We start from the raw sequence: 20529 nt of genomic DNA, 5'->3' as shown, positions 1-20529 counted from the left end.
AATCTAACCAACGGCAGGCGGGAGCCTGCCCTACTTACTCGATGTTGATCGGTGAATACACAGAGGTCACATCAGAGCGTACACAATGACCGAAACCACGCCCAAAAGTCGTCTGCCACGCACGGGCACTCTGGTGCTCATCGCTGTGGTGTTACTGATTGGCGGTGGTGCGTTGATGGTGTGGTTGCCGTATCATCGTAATCAAACGGTGATAGCAGAAGTTAAAATGCTTGGCGGATCAATCGAATGGGAGATCGTCCGTCCTGCCTGGATTCCAGATGTGGTGGATGATCAGTATTTGGGAGTGTTCGAGAGGGTATACTCAGTTGGTTTATCCAACACACAAGTCAGTGGTACTAGGCTTGAGCAACTCCGAGAGCTGGCTAACCTTGAAGATCTATACCTCAACGACACCCAAGTCAGTGACACTGAGCTTAAGCGTCTCCGAGGACTGACCAACCTTGGAGCCCTGTCTCTTGAAAACACCCAAGTCAGTGACGCTGGGCTTGAGCATCTCCGAGCGTTGACCAACCTTAAAATTCTATCGCTCAGTAACACCCAAGTCAGTAACGCTGGGCTTGAGCATCTCCGAGCGTTGACCAACCTTAAAATTCTATCGCTCAGTAACACCCAAGTCAGTAACGTGGGCTTGAGGCATCTCCGAGTATTGACCAAACTTGAAATCTTATGGCTCGACAACACCCAGATCAGTGACTCTGGGCTTGAGCATCTCCGAGGGCTGACCAAGCTTAGAGTCCTATCGCTCGAAAACACCCAAGTCAGTGATGCTGGATTTGAGCATCTCCGAGGGCTGCCCCACCTTCATCAGCTGTATCTCGAAAACTCCCAAGTAAGTGACGCTGGGCTTGAGCAACTCGGAGGGCTAACTAACCTTGACCACCTATTGCTCGATAGCACCCAAGTCAGTGACGTTGGGCTTAAGCATCTCCGAGGGCTAACCCACCTTGGAACCCTATCTCTCGACAACACTCAAGTCAGTGACTCTGGGCTTGAGCATCTCCGAGGGCTGACCAAGCTTAGAATCCTATCGCTCGAAAACACCCAAGTCAGTGATGCTGGATTTGAGCATCTCCGAGGGCTGCCCCACCTTCAAGGGCTGTATCTCTACAACACCCAAGTCACGAATGCAGGAATCAAAAAACTCAAGGTCGCCCTACCCTATTGCTACATCCTAGATGATTCAACTTCTCAGATTTTCTGGACGCGTTGATCAATTCATCCACGTTGCCGACTTACCTAATCGTTCAACAGTAAGCTCAAGCTGACCATCCCGGTTCGCGACATTCGACTCAATGTTCTCATCGCGAAACGGCGTTTTCACGGTGATCCAAATTCTAATTGAACTATTAAAAAACGGAATAAAGTGACGTTGGGCCGGTTAAACCGGCCGTTGTGAGTGGCGGGCGTCCGGCACAGCGAGTAGGTCAGGCAGCCGCCTGACAGTTTGTGAGATTGATTGTCGAACATGGTTTGCGTTAGCTAACCGGTTGACCGACGTCACTCACTGTTTCGATTGTAGAGAAATTTAAGTTGTTTTACCGAGTGTTCCTCATGGGTTACGATATTCACATCTCTCGAAACGACGAGTGGTCGGACGAGGAAGTCGGCGGCGGAATCTCGTTTGAAGAATGGCGTGACTACGTTGCGGCGGATGATACCATGCGGATGGACAACGAGGCCGAGGTGCGAACACCACATGGCGACGTGATTCGATATGAAAACAAAGGACTTGCTGTATGGACCGCATACTCGGGCTACGATGTGTCGGGCATCAAGGCTTGGTTAGACTTTTGGGGAGGCCGTATCTCGGTTAAGAATCCTGACGACGAAATCCTTAGAAAAATGTACCAAATTGCATCAAGTGTGGACGCCAAGGTTTTGGGTGATGACGGCGAGGAGTACGGCCCAGGGGGAGAAGTATTGGATACCAAAGACGAAGTCTTGCCTACGCACCAAAAGCCGTGGTGGAAGTTTTGGTGACACAACGGCAGGCGACCAAGACATGCGTGGGGGCCCCAGATAGATTCGATTTCGGCCGACGAAGTCGCCGCGAAATCTGCCCGTAATGTTGCCAAAAATACTCAAATCCCTCCAACGGTCTGCTAGGCCCGACTTGTAATTGGAGATTTCGCCCAAATGGATGCGCAGCCTAATCCACAATTCCTTTGCACCAGCTATGTCAACGACTATCCCGGGGGGCCGCTGCATATCACCGCCATTGAGGAGGGCAAATTGCGTATTGTGAGCGTGCTTTATGGCACCGAAGTCGCGCGGTTGCGGCTGGTGGGCGGGGCGACTGTTGATGAAGTGCTTGCCACGTTAAAGATGATTCAGCATACCGCTACAGCCTTTCCGATCGAACAGTTGGAAAAGATCGTCTGGAGCGATTTTTCACCCGACATCGTCTTGACCTACCACGACGGAAACAAACGCAAAACTGCGAGGACATGCATCGCCTCGGACCAAGATAAAAAGCAACTGCTTTCGGCGATCGGCAACTCAGTGACTACTCCTGTGAAGTGCTCTGATGAGTTAGCCAGCGTGCTGTCGGTTGCGTGGTCCCAATTTTTTGGGGCCATCATGACATTAGTCTGTCTCTATGCGGTCGTCATGATGTGGGATCCGGTCGTCATTGGTCGTGTTCGACACGGTGGACTGTTACTCCTCGTGGGGCGCACGGGATGTGCAATGATTGGAGTGGTCGTTTTCCTTGCATGCTGCACGAGCGCCTGGTTGGCCATCCGAAAACGATCGCGCTACTTTACCTGTGTTTTTTACAACAGTCGAATCGTATGATCTGATCGAAGTGGCGCAGGCCCCGTTGTACCGACCGTTGCGAGTGGGGTTTCATCCGGCACAACTGGGTCTACGACACTTTCTGGACCAACCTTGTTAGGCACATTGTTTTCTATGAATAACGCTACCAACCGTCGTTCGACAATACCGGCATGCATCGCGATTGTGGTGTGCGTTGCTGTTGTCGTCTCTATCCTCACAGTACGACGTGCCGCAGAGCGTGAATACGCGTCGTACGAAACGCTGTGTTCATTGGGCGCGGAGGGCGACGACTGGGTTAGCTTTCTAGAGATTATCACCGGCCGTCCCCCCATTGTGCAGCTTGAGATCCCAGCTGAGGTGCCAAAGGAAACGACATTCGCCCTGCTGCCCGACCTTCGCAACCTAGAAGCACTTACGCTTGCATATGATTCACTTACAGATCGGCAATTGGACACGATTAGCGAGTTGGGCCTGAACTCACTTAATTTTGAGGGCGACTTTCCGACTGACTCCGACATCAGCCGACTCTCTCGTTTTCGCGGTGTGCAATTTATCTACGTTCCACCCGGTAACCTTTCCAGCGAGGCACAGAATAAAGTTCGAGCCTTGCTTTCCTCTTCAATCATCGACTTCGACTGATTTTAATCGCGGATTATTCAGGTTGATGCTATTTACAAGTAGTTTCAAAACCCTCTGACGCGTCACGCAAACACTTGTATTATAGATTCCTGAACAGGCACGCCCGGGTTTTGAAACTGGTTCTAGGCACAACGCAGTCGCCACGAGTGAGTGGGGGACGTCCGGCACAGACGGACCACTGCGTCCCTGGACATCGCAATGGCTCGCGGGCAAACGGAGAAGGTGAAATTGCTACAGAGGTACGGCGGCCGGAGCGGCGGTTCCTAACGACATCAACTGGAGGAAGTTGAAAACCTCTTACCATGAGCGAACATAACAGCGAGAATAACATCTACACATGGCTGGGCGCACAGTCGTTGCCGATCCAAATTATGCTTGGTCCGCCGATTGTCATCTTCGGGACGCTTTATGGATTCGCGGTATTCGGGTACGTTATTTTCGTCCTGGTTCTTCCAAGTATGATCGCCAACCTACCTCGAAAGTGGGCGTTTCGGCGTTCGATGAAACGAGACCTGCGCGTTGTCGAATGGAGACACGTTCGCTCGCAGTTGTTGGCCAATCCCGATGACGCACTGCTCGTTGAGTTCAAAGGTGATGGATACGCTTGGTGTTGTCCACACGCGTGCTGTCGTCATCTCCCACGCTTCGACAAATTTTGGGAGGACGGAACGTCTGTGTTTTACGGCTCATGGCGGGATGACTATTTGAAGCTGAAACATGATGCCGCCCTTCAGTGCATCCAAAACGGAAAAGTGCTTTTGAAGGTGCCGCCAGATGCCATCCTGAATGATTCCCGGTTGCCTCGGGATCGTGTGCACGTCATCTACGGCAGCATCCGGCTCATTGCTGGGATGCGCAGTGACGAGAACGGTCACGGGAGACGGGCCGGCTAAAAAATTGGCAAACGCCCGGTCATCCAGCTAGACTCTAACGCTGTTTAAGAAGTCGCCGGACGGCCGGCCTGCAAAGTTGCCAACGATACTTAAAAACTCCAATGGCTCGAACAAGTCTTTGAGGCCACCCACGTGATCTCTGCAATTGACCACCAAGCTTGTCCGGATTACTCTCCAGGTGGATTGTTGAGTGGAAGACAAGTTAGATTTCTAAGAAGCGAAATGCGTACCTGTCTAATATTCACAGCATGCTGTCTGCTCGGATGCCAAACCGACTTCATGGGATTTCCCAACCCCAAAAGCACGGCGACTCCGTCGCCAGAAGAGATTCAATACTGCCGTGATGTGATGTACATCAATCCCGATCTGGACATCGAACCACTCGGGTTCTCCCTCCAATCGGGAATGGACGATGTCATCCGCTTCAAATTCCTCGCAAAGACTGACGACCCATCGAAAATCTTTGACGCAACCCATGTCGATTCCGCGAAATTCAAATCTGACTTTGGCGTTTATGCTCTAGATCCAGATGCCAAAGATGACTGGTGGGACGTTTCTTCCCAAACACTCGTTGGCGGGAACTTCACCGTGCCTCCACCAAAGTCTCAAGGAACCCGGGGCTTGAACATTGGATTCACAGAAAACGACAATAGCACTCTGACGATCTACGTTTTGTGGCACGAAACATAACAAACGGATGGACCGGAGCTGGAACAGCCGGGCTGGCTCGCTTCGCTCGTTCACGTCAATTCTCGGCCCGGTGATCCTGATCGTGATGCCTCAAGGTGTCGGATGATAGTCGAGCTCAAAGACGCATTCATTTATACTCTCGCAATTGGCCCGGCCTTATGCCTTGTGGTTTTCGCACCGCTCTGGGCGCCGGAGTACCTCTTCCCGATACCAGAAACCAAATCACCGCTCCGTCCTCGTTCGTTGAATGCTGGTGACGCTGCTGGATTTCTACCAACCGCCTTAATTGTGTCTGCGATTTCCTTGCTGCAAGTTGCATCAACAACTTCGGCAACATATCGACTTGCCGCATCGGCCGCCGCCGTGCTTCTATCGATAATGATCTGGGTTCGCTCCATTCAGTTTGTGGATTCGTTTTCTCTTCAATCTAAACTGAAGCGGGCGACGATCATCGGATTCATCTACCCCATGACGATACTCACCGCATCGTACACCGTCGCAACATTTCTCATCATTCTCGCGTGCATCATCAAGTACGAGACAGCAGTGATCCCGTACATTGTCGTTGCCAGTTGGTTTCTGCTGTTAGCTCTGCCAAGTTGCATGATTCTACGGCGTTGCTGTCGACATCTGCTCGTCCAAGACGCATAACACAACCATGCCCCGGAGTTGCCGTCCGATCAGAATCTCGAATCCACGTCGCTGGCGACCACCCGGTGATTTTAGACGTTATGCCACAGAATCCGGAGTTCGATTGATGCGATATGATGCGAATATCCCCGAGATGGAACGCGAACGACTCGCTCTGTTGATTGGTCGCCAACTGATGGCCGTTTCCACCGATCGTTGGGCTGTCCAACTTGCTACCGACACATTCGATGTCCTCATCATTCCCGAAGAAATCGCTACACCGGATGATGACCACGAATGCGCTGATGTCACTCGCCCCAAGCTGATAGAACCAGTTGAATCTGAATTCGAAACAATCGCGTCTGGATTGGGGACAATGACTTCGTTGTGGATACTCTCGACCGTCGTTGTGTTTTCGCCGCCGAGAATTGGGAATTCGATCACCTCCAACGACGCCACGATTCCAGAAGGCATCGATTATGGTCCAATATTTTCACATCCTTCACAGCCACCAAGCGTCAATCCGGCGCAAGCCATCGTGGACCTCGATATCGCCTTCGAAATCGGTACGGATACCGATCAGCGAATAATCGTCTATACTGACGGGTGTGGGTTCTTCGTCTACACCGCCATCAACGAAGAACCGATCGCAAAAGAGATCTGTGTACGAACCAAACTACGTGTGGCATAACCAGGCGTTGTACGCGAGCGAGCGGGCGACGACGTTGGTTTTGAAGTTAATGTCAAATGTGCCCGCCGCTTGAACTTAGTCGTTACCCCCACTCAGAACATCGTTGGACATTTTATGGGCTTCCGTATCGCACTGATCGCCGTTCGTGGAATTGACGCTGATACGCTATACGAACGATATGGCGTCCGACGAACTGGCCAGCATGAAGAGATTGCCGAGTCTCCGGTTTGCGGTGCCACGGTTTCCACTGGCTGGGAACTGTTGTACCTAAATGACTATCCGCGACCTCATAGCGAAGCCTTGGCCGAATTATCTGCTAATTCTGAACTGTTGTTCTGCGATGTGAACGAGACGTGCATGTCGAGTTTTGCAACGGGATGGGAAAACGGAGTGGAAAAGTGGATTGTCTTCCATGACGCACAGCAATCGCCAGCACATTTGGTAACGGATGGTGAACCTCCTGATGGATACGTTGCAATCCGCGATGCCAAGCTCCGAGAGCAGGCTGACGATGACGACGATGTTGATCACGTATTCGACGTGCCCATTGATTTATTCGCGTCTTTGACTGGAATTCGTTACGACATGGAATTACCGAATTCGGCGGGAAAAGACTACGAAATTCTCGAACCAGTGTGATACCCTGGGATAACATCACATTGCATGCGAGCGGTGGATCAAGCGGCTTCTGAAGCATAGGTTCTTACCCGCTCCCAAGCGAATTTGACCCATTTCACGCACCGACCCATCCTGTCTTCGATTCAAGAGCACGACTCGATTCTTCAGATCAGTCATTTCATCAATAAGACGCAGCGGGATCACTGCACCGCACCGAGGTGAGTATTGAAGTTGAACCCGTCTACCTCCTTGGTCTCCGCCTTACCGGCGATCATCATCGCGTTCGCATTTTTCGGCTATTTTTACAACAAAGCATTCGCGATTGATGATCCTTACTTTCTGTTTCAAGCACAGCATGTCTTGACCGACCCTTGGCATCCCTCCTCGTTCGACATCGCTTGGAATGATCGCTTTGATCGCGCTTCCATCCTCTCGCCGACGGGGCCGATGATGGCATACATCTTAGTGCCGACGGTGCTGGCGGATGGGGCGGAGTGGGTTGCGCATTTGACGGTGACCCTCTTCCTCTGCTGGTCGGCCTATTCCATGGTGCGGATTGCCTTGTTGCTCGGGTTTTCCCGCAATGAGGCTCTCGTCTCCTCACTGATGTTGGTGGCCACGCCCACCGTGATTGCGATGAGCAGCACTGCGATGCCGGACATTCCGGGGCTTGCGTTTGCCCTTGCGGGGCTGGAACGCTGGCTGGCATTTCAGGCTCATCAAAAGTGGCATCAGGCATTTTTGGCGTTTGTGTTTTTGAGCCTCGCGGTATTGACCCGTTCGCATACGGCGGGGATTGTCGGGATTTGTGCGCTGACGCTGGTACTGCCTCTAAAGGGGCAAATTGCAAAACGATCTGTCTGGTGGTTGAGCGTGGCTGCTTTGGCTGCCATTCCGGCCGCTGTGCTTGTTGTGTCTTGGGTGACAGGGGATACCGCGGCAGAGACAAATAATCTGGCTCAAACCACAAGCTTTCTGAACCTGCGAAGTGCGAGCAGTAATTTTCTGGCGTTCTGTGGTCACTTCACTTTAGCGTTACCATTGGCTGTGCCGTGGTTGCTGATGCGGGGCAAGCAGCTGTTTCGTTGGCAAACACTGGTGGCCCTGCTGCCCACGACGCTGATCTGTTGGGTCACGCTCATGCCTTGGTGGGTGTTTGTCATGGCGGGGCTGGGGGCGGTCAGCTTGGTGGACATCTTGTATGACGCGTGTCAACGTCGCGACGCGCTACGGATTCTGCTTGGCTTATGGCTGCTGATTACCTTACCCATCTGTTTGTACATTCATATGCCCAGCAAGTATTTGGTGTTGTCGGTCCCGGCCCTGGCATTGCTGTTAATCCTGGAGAGCCGTCACTATTCACGCTCGATCCGTCGGGCCGGTTTGGGAGTCTGGTTAGCGGGATCGCTGCTGTTAGGATTTCTTATCATTGATTTCGATGCAAGCAGAACCGACTTCGGTCGCCGCGCAGCTCGCGAACTTGTCGCGACAAAACCGCTTGAGGGCTCGGTTTGGTATGGGGGGCATTGGGGCTTTCAGTGGTATGCAGAAAAAGCTGGGGCCAAGTCAGTGCTGAGTCCCGCCTTTCAGCCGCGCAAGGGCGATTCTATTGTCTGCAGCGAAACGTTTTTCATACAAACGGCCAAGTATCACTGCCGGGCAATTTCATTGCTGGAAGAGACGCAGCCGGGCGGACAAGTCATGAGCAATGGGGCAGGGTTCTACAGCAATTATTTTGGCTATTTGCCGATATCCTGGGGGCGCGGCGATTATGAGCGTTTCCATGTCTTGGTCGTAACAGACCCCGGCACACGCTGGTAGTGGGGCGGTCACGCAGCGGACTTACGAAACGACCTTTGACGCATGCGTTGGCGTTCGCCTAGCCGATAATGCTGGACTAAACGTGGCATTTTGAATATGTTGCTGATGGTACAAAAGTATCACGGGCAGTCGTACTCACTCGAAATTTAATTTTGGGTTCACATCCGGTGACGTGGGCTATCATAGAGTAGGATGCAGATATTTGAGTGCAAAACCATCAAAACAGTTTCGTTTCTGCAAGACAGATAACATCGGTGCTCCCGGTGCTGAGGAAGATGCAGAGTTCCTCAACTCCTGCTTCGTTGAAACAGGCGATTTGGAATTGTTATCGAACCCTGAAGACCGGCACGTTATTATTCTTGGCCGTACTGGTACCGGGAAAACTGCTCTCATACATAAGCTGAAGACGACAGACGGCGCTCGTGTTATTGAAATAAAGCCCGAGAACCTTGCGCTTACGTATATTGCAAACTCCAACGTGTTGAATTTCTTTACAGAACTTGGGATAAATCTGGATCCGTTCTATAAGCTCCTCTGGCGCCATGTGTTTACCGTAGAAATCCTTACCCGATTCTTTGACCAACATCCAGTCGGCGATAACTCTCCAACGATTTACGATCGCCTTCGCACGCTCTTTTCGCATTCCAACAGAGAAGACTCAGACTTACGACAATCGATTGATTACCTCGAAGAATGGGGCAAAAGTTTCTGGAGTGAGACGGAGTTTCGCATCAAAGAAATCACGCAGAAAGTAGAAAATGATCTTCAGCAATCACTTAAGGCGACCATTGGCACAGATGTATTGCATGTTGGCGGCGAGCTGTCAAAGGGCAAAAAACTCTCCGAAGAGCAGCGTGCTGAAGTCATTAATCGTGGTCAAGAAGTCGTAAGCAAAACGCAGGTTCGTGACCTCCATCAAGTCTTTTCGCTTCTTGACAAGGTGCTAAGTGACAAACAAAAAACATACTACATCGTAATTGACGGCTTAGACGCGAATTGGGTTGAGGAGCGCCTTCGTTACAAGCTCATTATGGGGCTGATAATGACAGCGAGGGAGTTTATCCCCGTCAGTCACGCCAAAATTGTAATTGCATTGCGTCGTGATCTAATTGAGCGTGTTTTCCGCCGAACGCGTGAGTCTGGCTTTCAAGAAGAAAAATACCAAGGCCTCTATCTACCATTATCTTGGAGCAAGCAGCAAATTCTTGAAGTGCTCGATAGTCGTGTTAGGAAACTCGTTCGGCGACGATACACAAAGAAGCCTGTCGGCTACAAGGACTTGCTGCCAAAGACCTACCGTGGTGAATCCTTGGGTGAATATATTTATTCAATTGCAGATCGTCCTCGTGATGTCATTGCGTTGTTCAATATCTGCGTTTTAGTTGCAATTGATAAATCTGGACTATCGGAAACTGAATTTACTAAGGCCGTTGCGGAGTATTCGCGTGCCAGGCTGCGAGCTCTTGCAGACGAGTGGCACGCAGATTATCCCGACTTAGTTGACTTCACTGAGTTGCTATCCGGCCGCACGACTTCATTTAAGATTCACACTGTTAGAAGTGCACACGTGGTTGATTTGTGTCTTAACATCGTTTCTGATATTCCTGGCGGAAAAGGCATATTGCATAGTTCTGCACGCGGTGTAGTCGATGAACTGATCAAGCCTGAGGACTTTCGTAAAACGCTATTTCAATGTTTTTACCATATCGGTTTGGTTGGCCTGAAGACCTCTGCTGACATGGCTGAGTCGTGGGTAGATGACACAGGGCAGGCTGTCACCAGACGCCAAATCGATTCCAATACCAGCGTTGTGATTGCGCCGAAATATGTCGTCGCAGTGGGCATCGATATGCGTAGCTAGCAAGAAATGCCTACGGCCGTGAGCCGACCGAGATCTGAGAACATAACTTGCTGCTTATTGCCAGTGTTTATTAGGCGTTCGCCGCTTCCGCATGTTATCGGGCACCCACTCGACCCCCAAAATTGCCCCACAAGCGGGATTAACGGTCTTGGCGATTCAAACGAGCATTGCTTATCTCCGAGAATCGATCGCTTACGAGAAAATCCAGTCAAAGCCCCCGAGCTTGGCCTGCACAAGCTCGAAGCTCGAAGGGCGGTGGGCCCGCCCGCTGGGCCGTGGGGGATACTGGCCGGTGTTACTGGCCGCGATTGTTTGTGCCGCTTTGATCCAACAAAGCCGTCAGCTCGGATTTCATCCAGCGTCGGCAAAGTTCCGTCATGGGGATATTCCGGCGAGCGGCTTCTTGACGGATGGCCTTCCAGTGCGAGAGTGGTACGAACAGTGAAATCTGTTTGCGGAGTTCATGATTTGGCATGTGAGCAACTTCTCCTTGACGAAACGGGCTTCATTTCCAGAGTTTGTTTTTTAGGCAGCGTACTTTTTTAAGCAGCGAATGTGGAGGAGATCTGCGGACTCCAAATCCGGTTACGCGCTGTCGGCTATTCTTCATCCAGAAAATCGGCGTCAGTTAACCAGTCCGCTCCGGCAAGGTGCCGCCGATCGGTCCGCTTGTCGATCGGCGTCTGTCGCCGACTTGTCCGTTTTTGACTCGCCGGTGCCGGGGGCATGTCATGGTCGTCGACCAGATCATCCAGATCGTCATCGACATCGTCACAGAGGTCTCTGGGAGACAATCCCGCTTCATCAACGGGGAACGAAAAACGTGCTTCTTTAACCATGGCTGTTCTCTTCCTTGTGATCGGGGACCAGGAAACGGGACAAACGTGACAGAAAGCCGATGTGTTTCGCAGCGTGCAGAGCCTTCCGCGTTTCATATTTCGTAACGGTTTGACTTTCTGTCGCCGATAGGGTACTGTCTATTTGTACATCATTCAAGAACAAAGTTCTGATTTGTTCATATTTGTGATAAATTGATGGGAATTGCCCATGGGGTCAAAATCCGATTTGCGGGAGCCGGTCAACGCGCGGCAGAGCCTGTCTGTTCGGTTGCAAGCGTTTCGGATGCGCAAAGGTTGGAATATGGACCGGCTCTCCGAAGTCGCCGGGGTTTCGCGCACAACCGTGTATCACCTCGAGCGGGGCGACATCGCCAAGCCGCGGGCTTCTACACTCTATAAGCTGGCAGTTGCGCTGGAGATCGACCCGCACGAACTTTCACCCGATGCGATGCCGGTCGACGCCGGTGGTCCGGGGTGGCCGCCCGAGGGAGAACGGCGGCAAGACGATCCGCGGGCGAAGTTCGACTTGCGCACAAATACCTGCATAAAAGCCGCCTATCGTGGTGCAGCTGCGCATTTCGCGGGGTGGTCACAGCAAGAGTGGGACGAACTCTACAGCACTTTCGGCGTCGGTGGTCCATTGACCGAGCAAGGCGTGTTGGAGATCGCCCGCAAGATCAATCGCAAGCGCGAGACGATTCATCAGCTGCAAGTTGTGTTGGAAACACACCATGCCGATGTCGCTGCGGGGTTGATTGCCAACTTGTATCGTCTCGTCCAGGCGGAGCTTGATGCGGCTATGCCCTCACCCATGTCGGCTCCGGTATTGCAAGACGATGGCGACGAAATGCCGCACGATGGCGATGCCGCAGTAGGGGCGGCCCCAGATGATTTTTAGCCGGTTGCCTGACAAAGTTCAAATTTGTTCAGAATTCGCCTGGCCGGTTGGCGCTGGGGAATCTTGCCAGGATTTCCGGAGAAAACCGGCAATTCCACGGCAAGTGGGCGATATTTCGCTGTCATCGCTGAAGCGGGCGGGGTCCTTGCAAAGCTCGGCCGTGTTCTTTAATAATTAACGGCGCACAAGTGGGTGCTTCCCGGTACGAAACCCATTCACCAGATGTCGGCGTGAATTGCGGTCCCGGGACCGGGCTGATTTGATGGCTCGCGACTTTCAAAAACCTCGTAAAGGCAAGTGACTGATGAAATTGTTGCAAGGAAAATGGTTGGCTGGTGCGTTGTCGCTGGCGTTTGTGGTTTCGTGCATGGGCGGATGTGTGAAACCGGAAGGAACCCCGGCTGCCGGAAGCACGACCGGCACGACCGATGCACCGGCTGAAGAAGCTGCTGAGGGAGAAACGGGTGTCGACGTTCCCGCGCCTGAAGCCGCAGCCGGTACTGAAGAGAAGACTGAATAAACGCGTCTCCGTGTTTTATTCCACAAATGTCCAGCCCGCTGAGCCCATCGCTCCGCGGGCTGTTTTCGTTAAATATGTGCCGATGTTTACGTGATTGCGCTCGCAATTCCGCTCCCACCCGGTTGCCGGTCAGCCGCCGTTCAGTTATTTTTAACGATAACAAACCAGGGCAAAGCGATCGTTGCCCAACGGTCCCTCCTTCGACACGTTGCCTTCTGCCCAGAGGCCCCTACCACCAAGTCAACTCGCGAGGCCGCCATGAGATTCACTTGCATTGTTCGCTGTCTGGCCGTTGTAGCGTTGGCCACGGCCGTGGTCACCGTTCCCGGTTCCCTGCCTGCGGAGGAGACGTTTGAAGTCGATCCGCTTGACTGGCCGCATTGGCGTGGTCCGGAATACAACGGGATTTCCCGCGAGACGGGACTGGTGGATTCCTGGTCACCGGACGGTGAGAATGTCTTGTGGTTCAAAGAGTACCTGGGCTCTCGTTCGACTCCGATCATCATGCGGGGCAAGTTGTACACCATCACGCGGGACGACGTGGCAAGTCCCCGCGAAGGCGAAAAAGTGGTCTGCGCCGATGCTGTGACGGGCGAGAAGATTTGGGAAAACAAATTTAATGTTTATCTCTCGGATGTCCCGGCGGAACGGGTCGGCTGGTCCTCGGTGGTTGGCGATCCGACAACCGGGCGGGTCTATGCATTGGGTGTCTGCGGACTGTTTCAATGCATCGATGGGGAGACCGGCGAGACGATTTGGTCGCACTCCTTGTCCGAAGAGTACGGCGCGCTGACCACGTACGGTGGACGGACCAACGTTCCGGTCATCCATGGAAACCTGGTGATCATCAGTGCGATTATGATTGATTGGGGCGACATGGCCAAACCGGCGCATCGCTTCATCGCATTCGACAAACGCAACGGGCAGCCAGTGTGGTTCAACGGCACACGTTTACTGCCGTATGACACAAACTACAGTAGCCCAGTGCTAGCGACGATTGATGGCCAAGAAGTCTTGGTCTTCGGATCGGGCGATGGCGGCGTGCACGCCTTTCAACCACAAACCGGCAAGCCGATTTGGTCCTACGACGTTTCACGGCGAGGCATCAATGTAACGCCGTTGGTAGTGGGAGACCGGGTATTTGCCGGGCATAGCGAAGAAAACCTAGTCGGCACCAAAATGGGCGCTGTGTTCGCCATTGACGGCACTGGTGAAGGAGATGTGACAAAATCCAAAGAACTTTGGCGCAACGAACGGATGATGGTCGGCAAAAGTTCGCCCATTATGGTGGACGGCAAGTTGGTCACGGTCGACGACCGCGGCGGCGTGATTGTGCTTGACCCTGAGACAGGCAAGACGATCGCCAAAAAGAAAATCGGCCGCATGATGCGGAGCAGCCCGGTGTATGCCGACGGAAAGATTTACGTCTGTAGCACAGGCGGGCGCTGGCACATCCTCAAACTGGAAGACGATCGGATTAAGATCGTCCATAAGCTGATGTTGAAAGACAGAAGCTCACATGGCTCGCCAGTCATTTCGCATGGTCGGATTTATATCCCGTTCATCGAAGGCATGTACTGCATTGGGAAAAAGGATCAACAGCCGACAGCTGATCCGCGTCCCGCCCCTGCGGAGGTGACTCCCGTATCCGCAGATGATGTCGCCACGCAGGTGCAAGTTGTACCGGTCGAAGCCTTGCTCAAGCCGGGACAAAAGCTGCAGTATCAAGCGCGGCTTTACAACGCACGGGGGCAATTTCTCAAGGTGGCCGACGATGCGAAATTTAGCATCGAGGGCATTGGCACAATCAGCGGAGACGGGAAGTACGAAGCCTCCAACGATCCCGCGCATTCCGAAGTCAAAGTCACAGCCAACGTTGGCGATCTGTCCGGCACGGCTCGAATTCGTATCGTGCCGCCGTTGCCGTGGAAGTTCGAATTCGACGATGGCCAAGTCCCGGTGACCTGGGTGGGGGCGCGCTATCGGCACATTGCTCTGGACTTTGATTTGCTCAAAAAACTGGAACAGCAAAGTCCGTTGGCCTCACAGCTGTATATCTACTTGATGACCAGTTACATCAACAGCGGCCGGCCGGTTGCGAAATTCGCCGACGATTCTCCACGGATGACTTGGAGCGCGTTGTTGCGGTTCTTGGAACGGCTGGATGGCTCGGATTCGATTCGTACTTTAGACGAAGCGAAAGCGGCACTCGATCCGGCGCTGCAGTTATTGGCGGATGAAAAAGTGGTCGCCGAATGGGATTGGGCGACGCCGACACCGGACGTCATTCAATTGACTGTCAAACAAGGGACACGACCGGTGGATGGCAATGGTGTGATGACCAAGATCAAAACCATTCCCAAAGGGGCGCGTAGCCAATCTTGGATGGGACACGTTGGGTTGCATGACTATACGATTCAAGCCGACGTGCTCGGTGCGAGCAAAAATGGAAAAATGCCCGACATCGGTTTGATTGGTCAGCGGTACACGCTGGACTTGATGGGGAATAGTCAGCAATTGCAGATCCGCACATGGCCGCCGCAATTGCGGATGGCCCAAACGATTCCGTTCACATGGGAACCGGAGGTGTGGTACACAATGAAACTGCAATCCGCGATTGAAGACGGCAAAGCGGTCCTACGCGGCAAGGTTTGGAAGCGGGACGAGGCGGAACCGGAGCAATGGCTCGTCGAAGCGGTCGACATGGTCCCCAATCTGACCGGAAGCCCCGGCCTGTTTGGAAATGCCAAGGAGGCGGAGTTATTCATCGATAACGTCCAAGTTATCGGCAACAAGTAACCAGTGAACTGCCGGCAGCCCTATTCCGCTCTCTCCATCGGGAGAGAGCCGGGGTGAGGGCCACACAAAGTTGGGCTTTCCCCACCTAAAAACCCGCCCAATTCCACACTGCGGCTGTATACAAAAATAACAATCGTCAATCATCGAGCCTCAAAATAACGTAGTGCTCATTGATCTCATACAAAATCCAACAAGGTGTTTGACCATGAAACGCAAGTTGTCACAGGTACTCGTCGGCTGTTCGGTGTTGACTCTCGTCGGCGTCGTGACTGCGGTCCTCCCTTCGGCCGAGTCGGAACCCAAGGTCGGTCCAACGGAACTGGCTCTCGAAGCGATTTCTAAAATGGACGTCCAGCCGCTCGACTGGCCGCAATGGGGCGGCAGTCCGGCACGCAATAACACTCCAGCCGGTAAAAATATCCCCACGAAGTGGGATGTGGCTGAGGGAGAAAACATCAAATGGTCGGCCGATCTCGGCTCGCAGACCTACGGCAACGCGGTGGTCGCCAACGGAAAAGTCTATGTGGGAACGAACAACGGCGCCGGTCACGTCAAGCGTTATCCGGCACGGGTCGATCTGGGCTGCCTGCTTTGTTTCGATGAACAAACCGGAGAGTTTTTGTGGCAGCACTCCAGTGAAAAGCTCCCCACCGGCCGCGTGCACGACTGGCCGCTGCAAGGCATTTGTTGTGCTCCCTACGCCGATGGCGAACGTTTGTGGTACGTCTCCAGCCGTGGTGAAGTCGTCTGCTTGGATACGGCCGGTTTTAAAGACGGAAAAAACAACGGACCCTACACCGAAGAGCCGAACGAAAACAAAGACGAAGCCGACGTGATTTGGAAGTTCAACATGATGGACGACCTGCAGGTTTCGCAGCACAACATGTGCAGTTGTTCGGTCACCTGTGCCGGCGACGTCCTGCTGGTCAATACGTCCAACGGCCTCGACGAATCACACATCAACTTGCCCTCGCCCGACGCACCCAGCTTTATTGCGTTGGATCGCAACACGGGCAAGGTGATATGGACCGACAAGTCGCCCGGGACAAACATCCTGCACGGCCAATGGTCCTCGCCAACCTATGCGGTCTTGGGTGGGCAGCCGCAGGCATTGTTCGCCGGTGGTGACGGCTGGATTTATAGCTTCGATCCCAAAGGGGATGGGCAAGGCAACTCCAAGATGCTGTGGAAGTTCGACTGCAATCCCAAGACATCGGAATGGAAACTGGGTGGCCGCGGAACCCGTAATAACATCATTGCCACGCCCGTGGTTTATGACGGTCTGGTTTATGTCGCCGTGGGTCAAGATCCGGAACACGAAGAGGGCCTGGGCCATCTCTGGTGCATTGATCCCACGAAGCGCGGCGACGTGAGTGAAGAACTCGCCGTCGACGCTAAGGGGGAACCGATTCCCCATCAACGCATTCAAGCCGTCAACGAAGCCAATGGAGAAAAAACGACTCCCAATCCCAACTCGGCCGCCGTCTGGCATTACAGCCAGTTCGACTGGGATGGCGACGGAGAGATTGCTGACTTCATGGAAGAGATGCATCGCTCCTGCGGCACGGTGGCAATCAAAAACGATATCTTGTTTATTGCCGACTTCAGTGGTCTGTTTCACTGCTTGGATGCCAAAACAGGCAAAGTACATTGGACGTACGACATGCTCTCACCCGCCTGGGGTTCGCCGTTGATCGTGGAAGGTCGCGTCTACATCGGCGACGAAGATGGTGACATTTCGATCTTTCCGTTGACCACCGATCCTGAAGAAGCATTCCATGAAGTCGACGGCGAATTGCTCCCCAAATTGGGCGTGATCAACATGGAAGAGTCGGTGTACAGTACGCCGATCGTTGCTAATAATGTGTTGTTTATCAGCAACAAGAGCAAGCTGTACGCAATTTCCCCGAAGGATTAATTCGCAGCGAGCTTGTCATAGCGAATCTAGAAGCGACGTACCCTCTGATCGTGGGGTGCGTCGCTTTGTTCGTTTCCCCCTAACGCTTCATGGTTCAAGACTGCGTGCTCAAGCTGACTGTGGAATTGTCGAGGCGTCGTCCGTAGAGCAGCGAAACTCCTCCGCCAATTTACGTAGTCGCTCGACAGCGGCGCGTCCGGCGCGGGCTTGGAGGATGCGACAGGGAATCGCGAAACAGCGGGCCAACCGTGTGATTGGTTGCGACCAGGACCGCAGGGCGACCGTGATTTCGCCGGTGGTGAGATTTTTTTCGACACTGAAGGTTTCGCTGCCCATCACTGGATGTCCGACAATCGTGGTGTAGGTAAACCCGGTCCGCCAGATACCGTCTTGGGGAGCATCAAAGGTTTCCAATACCCGCGATGCGAAAAACAGATCGATCCCGGGGAACAGATGGTATTGCGTGCCAACCGTGTCGCCTGATTCGAGGGGAGTCCGCAATAAATTCGGCGTGACCAGCGACTCTGGAAAAGCGCGATAGGAGAACACGACTTCTGCTAAGGCCCGATGCAGTCCCGCTTGCATCGGCTCGCCGGGCGGCTCGCGGCCTGCGATGCCTGTGTAGGCATTCTCCCGCACTAACCGCTCCTCACGCGGTCGCGTCGCTTCCCAGGTTTCCCGTTCCAGCCAGGGGGCTAAGTCAGGCTTCCCACCCAGTGGGCGAAATAGGATTTGCATTGTGAATGCCTTCCACACAAAATTTAGTTTGGCCCAGGCTCAGTCATGGTTTGCTGCTCAACGAAATGCCAACCGCACACGCCGGACAGCGCGAACCCGAACGCATTGATCACCGCGTGATAACGCAACATCCACGGTATGTCGATCCCTAGTAGATGCACGCCGCGAAAAACGCCGGCGGCAAAAAGAATGGACATGCACATTCCTGCGATTAACGACAGCCCGGAGATGAGCAGCAGGGACCGGCGCACCCCGGAGAAGTTCCGCACCGCCACGCGGCATTGGCCCCAGGCGATGATCATCGCCACGGTGGACAGACCCCCGGCGGCCAGCCATTCGGGATACCGGTAATTGAACCGCGATAAGGTGATCCCCGTCGCCAGCGCCGGGATTCCGAACAACGCCAAAGCTGTGGCAAAGCGGACGATGTTGCCGCGATGATGACGGATGACTTTTCCCGCGAGTATCAGCAAGATGAACCCCGCATAGTGAAAGTGGACCGCTGTCGCCAGAATGATGATGTCACTGAAACCAAAGACCGTCAGTTCCGAACGCGCCATCACGGTTGCGACACCGCCAATCGGCAGGTAGAGCATCGCCACCTGGGAGCAGAGACGTTCCAGTGACCGACCTTGACCCGTGTAGAAATCCAACAGACCGATGAGGGCGATCAGCCCGGTCGTTAGCAACCACGGAGTTGCCAGTATTCCCGCCCACGTGCCGGTGGGTAGTGTAAAAGAGATTGCGGCCAGGGTGGCTGCGGGGAATTGGATTCGCCACAGAAGGGCCCACAATTGCGAGACGGACTTCGACGGCATCGGCGCTGCCGTCAGCGGCAATGTGAGCGGCATGAGCACCAAGGGGGCCAACAAGAAAAGCCCGGCCGCCCAGCGCATCTCAAACGGGTCTGGTGTCATTGAGAGGGCGACAATGGCGATCAGCCAAACCAGGCTCCCCCGCCGAGCAGCGCGTTGCCCGGTTTTGCATGCAGCGTTGCAAGATGGCAACGACGCTATTGTTGGTCTGGCGAAAACATTTTCCATCGCGGTTTCTCAATTCTAAAGGCTATCGGGAACGCCCCAATCTTTAGAAAACAACCGCAGTGGATCGTCGGATTTAACCGCTGTTTTGAGAATGACTACGTGGCACCGACCATTTGTTCCATTTCGTGGACAAACCGTCCGACCTCGTGTTCGTTGTTGCAAATCCAGACCCGGCGGACTTGCGTCCAGGTGACGAATAGGTCGTGCCCATTAAACAGCCCTGTCGATTCATCCAGCAACGTTATGCGAACGCCGAGAGCTTCGTCGGTCGCGGCGACTTCGCCGATGTAGAGCGTGTTGTCTGTGGTGAGTAATCCGACTTTGCGTGCCGCTTCAAGAATTGCCATAGTTCATCCGTGCCCTGTGTGATGCGGGTCTCGAAAAAGCGTCCGATCTAATGGTGGCGTTATAGCAGATGGCTGGGCAGCGTACCAAGCCCGGACAAAGAAGTGGGCCCTCCCCCGAATCCGTCGGGAGAGGGCCGTCTGCACGATTTTCGACCGCAACGGTCAGGTTAGTCGAGCTCTTTGATTTTCACATTCCGCACCCACACTTTTTGGCCGTGGTCTTGAAAACCAAGATAGCCTTTGCGGGCGGCGTCTTTGATCACCGAGCCGAATTTGTGCTCGGTCCCGTCGGGCCGTAGGCCTTTTTCGGTGAAATCATCACAGTTCATTTCCGAAACGACTTCGCCGTTGGCGACGATTTGAATGTGCGGGCCTTTGCAGGTGATTTGCAGAGAATTCCAATCGCCCGGTTCAGCAACAACATCGCGGGTGGCCGGCATAAGGTCATATATCGCGCCGAAATCGTGAATCCCCGTTCCGCCGCTATACACCTGGGCTTCGAACCCGGTCATTACGGGATTTTTGGGGTCGGCGACGCGGAAGAAAATTCCGGAGTTGCAATCATCGCTGCTCATTTTGACGTCGCACTTGAGCACGAAGTCGCCGAATTGATCTTCATGGATAATCAAATAGCCGCCCGATTTGAACGGGACCAGACTTCCCTCTTCAACCGGTGTGGCGATCTCTTTACCGTTGTTGCAGTGCCAACCCGTGTGATCTTTGCCGTTGAATAACAACCGCCAACCGTCGGCCTTTTCGGCTTCTGTGAGTTGATTGGGGGTTGC

At 53.5% G+C, this 20529-nt stretch carries 20 protein-coding genes and 1 pseudogene; 15 read left to right on the top strand and 6 right to left on the bottom strand.

The window, feature by feature from the left end; translation table 11 throughout:
- Positions 1-85: 85 nt before the first annotated feature.
- The 11 genes from Mal52_RS21250 to Mal52_RS21200 all read left to right on the top strand — a co-directional run bounded on the left by Mal52_RS21250 (position 86) and on the right by Mal52_RS21200 (position 10642).
- Entirely contained in the window at positions 86-1231 is a 1146-nt protein-coding gene (locus tag Mal52_RS21250; protein ID WP_145378525.1) for a leucine-rich repeat domain-containing protein, read from the top strand.
- Positions 1232-1572: 341 nt separating this feature from the next.
- Complete coding sequence (locus tag Mal52_RS21245; RefSeq protein ID WP_145378524.1) at positions 1573-2001, top strand: hypothetical protein; 429 nt, start codon at positions 1573-1575, stop codon at positions 1999-2001.
- Positions 2002-2157: 156 nt separating this feature from the next.
- Positions 2158-2817 (top strand): hypothetical protein, encoded by a 660-nt coding sequence (locus tag Mal52_RS21240; protein WP_145378523.1) that lies wholly within the window; start codon positions 2158-2160, stop codon positions 2815-2817.
- A 114-nt stretch (positions 2818-2931) separates the two neighbouring features.
- Positions 2932-3438: a hypothetical protein gene (locus tag Mal52_RS21235; protein ID WP_145378522.1), complete on the top strand. Its 507-nt coding sequence runs from the start codon at positions 2932-2934 to the stop codon at positions 3436-3438.
- Between the two features lie 302 nt (positions 3439-3740).
- On the top strand, positions 3741-4331 hold the full coding sequence (locus Mal52_RS21230; RefSeq protein ID WP_145378521.1) for a thioredoxin domain-containing protein: 591 nt from the start codon (positions 3741-3743) through the stop codon (positions 4329-4331).
- Between the two features lie 279 nt (positions 4332-4610).
- A complete protein-coding gene (locus tag Mal52_RS21225; RefSeq protein ID WP_145378520.1) occupies positions 4611-5021 on the top strand; it encodes a hypothetical protein in 411 nt (136 codons plus the stop codon).
- Positions 5022-5489: 468 nt separating this feature from the next.
- A complete protein-coding gene (locus Mal52_RS21220; RefSeq protein WP_145378519.1) occupies positions 5490-5672 on the top strand; it encodes a hypothetical protein in 183 nt (60 codons plus the stop codon).
- Positions 5673-5778: 106 nt separating this feature from the next.
- The gene (locus tag Mal52_RS21215) at positions 5779-6342 is read left to right on the top strand and encodes a hypothetical protein (protein ID WP_145378518.1); all 564 of its coding nucleotides are present in this window, start codon (positions 5779-5781) and stop codon (positions 6340-6342) included.
- A gap of 69 nt (positions 6343-6411) precedes the next feature.
- Positions 6412-6981, top strand: a complete 570-nt coding sequence (locus Mal52_RS21210; RefSeq protein WP_231962408.1) for a hypothetical protein — start codon at positions 6412-6414, stop codon at positions 6979-6981.
- A gap of 204 nt (positions 6982-7185) precedes the next feature.
- Complete coding sequence (locus Mal52_RS21205; RefSeq protein WP_145378516.1) at positions 7186-8781, top strand: ArnT family glycosyltransferase; 1596 nt, start codon at positions 7186-7188, stop codon at positions 8779-8781.
- 202 nt (positions 8782-8983) lie between these two features.
- Positions 8984-10642 carry a P-loop ATPase, Sll1717 family gene (locus Mal52_RS21200; RefSeq protein WP_145378515.1) on the top strand — a complete coding sequence of 553 codons (1659 nt, stop codon included), beginning with the start codon at positions 8984-8986 and terminating at the stop codon, positions 10640-10642.
- A gap of 295 nt (positions 10643-10937) precedes the next feature.
- On the opposite strand, the gene Mal52_RS21195 is transcribed toward Mal52_RS21200, so the two are convergent.
- Positions 10938-11117: a hypothetical protein gene (locus Mal52_RS21195; RefSeq protein ID WP_145378514.1), complete on the bottom strand. Its 180-nt coding sequence runs from the start codon at positions 11115-11117 to the stop codon at positions 10938-10940.
- A 124-nt stretch (positions 11118-11241) separates the two neighbouring features.
- Complete coding sequence (locus tag Mal52_RS21190; protein ID WP_145378513.1) at positions 11242-11481, bottom strand: hypothetical protein; 240 nt, start codon at positions 11479-11481, stop codon at positions 11242-11244.
- A 208-nt stretch (positions 11482-11689) separates the two neighbouring features.
- Here Mal52_RS21190 and Mal52_RS21185 point away from each other — a divergent pair, with 208 nt between their 5' ends.
- The 4 genes from Mal52_RS21185 to Mal52_RS21170 all read left to right on the top strand — a co-directional run bounded on the left by Mal52_RS21185 (position 11690) and on the right by Mal52_RS21170 (position 17616).
- On the top strand, positions 11690-12379 hold the full coding sequence (locus Mal52_RS21185; protein ID WP_145378512.1) for a helix-turn-helix domain-containing protein: 690 nt from the start codon (positions 11690-11692) through the stop codon (positions 12377-12379).
- Between the two features lie 304 nt (positions 12380-12683).
- Complete coding sequence (locus tag Mal52_RS21180) at positions 12684-12899, top strand: hypothetical protein (RefSeq protein ID WP_145378511.1); 216 nt, start codon at positions 12684-12686, stop codon at positions 12897-12899.
- A 258-nt stretch (positions 12900-13157) separates the two neighbouring features.
- Positions 13158-15698, top strand: coding sequence for an outer membrane protein assembly factor BamB family protein (locus Mal52_RS21175; RefSeq protein ID WP_145378510.1), 2541 nt, complete (start codon positions 13158-13160; stop codon positions 15696-15698).
- Between the two features lie 205 nt (positions 15699-15903).
- Positions 15904-17616: an outer membrane protein assembly factor BamB family protein gene (locus Mal52_RS21170; RefSeq protein ID WP_145378509.1), complete on the top strand. Its 1713-nt coding sequence runs from the start codon at positions 15904-15906 to the stop codon at positions 17614-17616.
- 108 nt (positions 17617-17724) lie between these two features.
- On the opposite strand, the gene Mal52_RS21165 is transcribed toward Mal52_RS21170, so the two are convergent.
- The 4 genes and pseudogenes from Mal52_RS21165 to Mal52_RS30600 form a co-directional block, all read right to left on the bottom strand.
- Positions 17725-18354, bottom strand: a complete 630-nt coding sequence (locus Mal52_RS21165; RefSeq protein ID WP_145378508.1) for a DUF1990 family protein — start codon at positions 18352-18354, stop codon at positions 17725-17727.
- 23 nt (positions 18355-18377) lie between these two features.
- Positions 18378-19271 carry a YndJ family transporter gene (locus Mal52_RS21160; protein WP_197534373.1) on the bottom strand — a complete coding sequence of 298 codons (894 nt, stop codon included), beginning with the start codon at positions 19269-19271 and terminating at the stop codon, positions 18378-18380.
- 221 nt (positions 19272-19492) lie between these two features.
- The gene (locus Mal52_RS21155; protein WP_145378506.1) at positions 19493-19744 is read right to left on the bottom strand and encodes a hypothetical protein; all 252 of its coding nucleotides are present in this window, start codon (positions 19742-19744) and stop codon (positions 19493-19495) included.
- 167 nt (positions 19745-19911) lie between these two features.
- Positions 19912-20478, bottom strand: a pseudogene (locus tag Mal52_RS30600) (3-keto-disaccharide hydrolase); the annotation flags it as partial.
- Between the last annotated feature and the right edge of the window lie 51 nt (positions 20479-20529).

It is taken from the genome of Symmachiella dynata, assembly GCF_007747995.1.
Classification (GTDB): Bacteria; Planctomycetota; Planctomycetia; order Planctomycetales; family Planctomycetaceae; genus Symmachiella; species Symmachiella dynata.
This window is presented reverse-complemented; position numbering and strand designations above follow the sequence as displayed.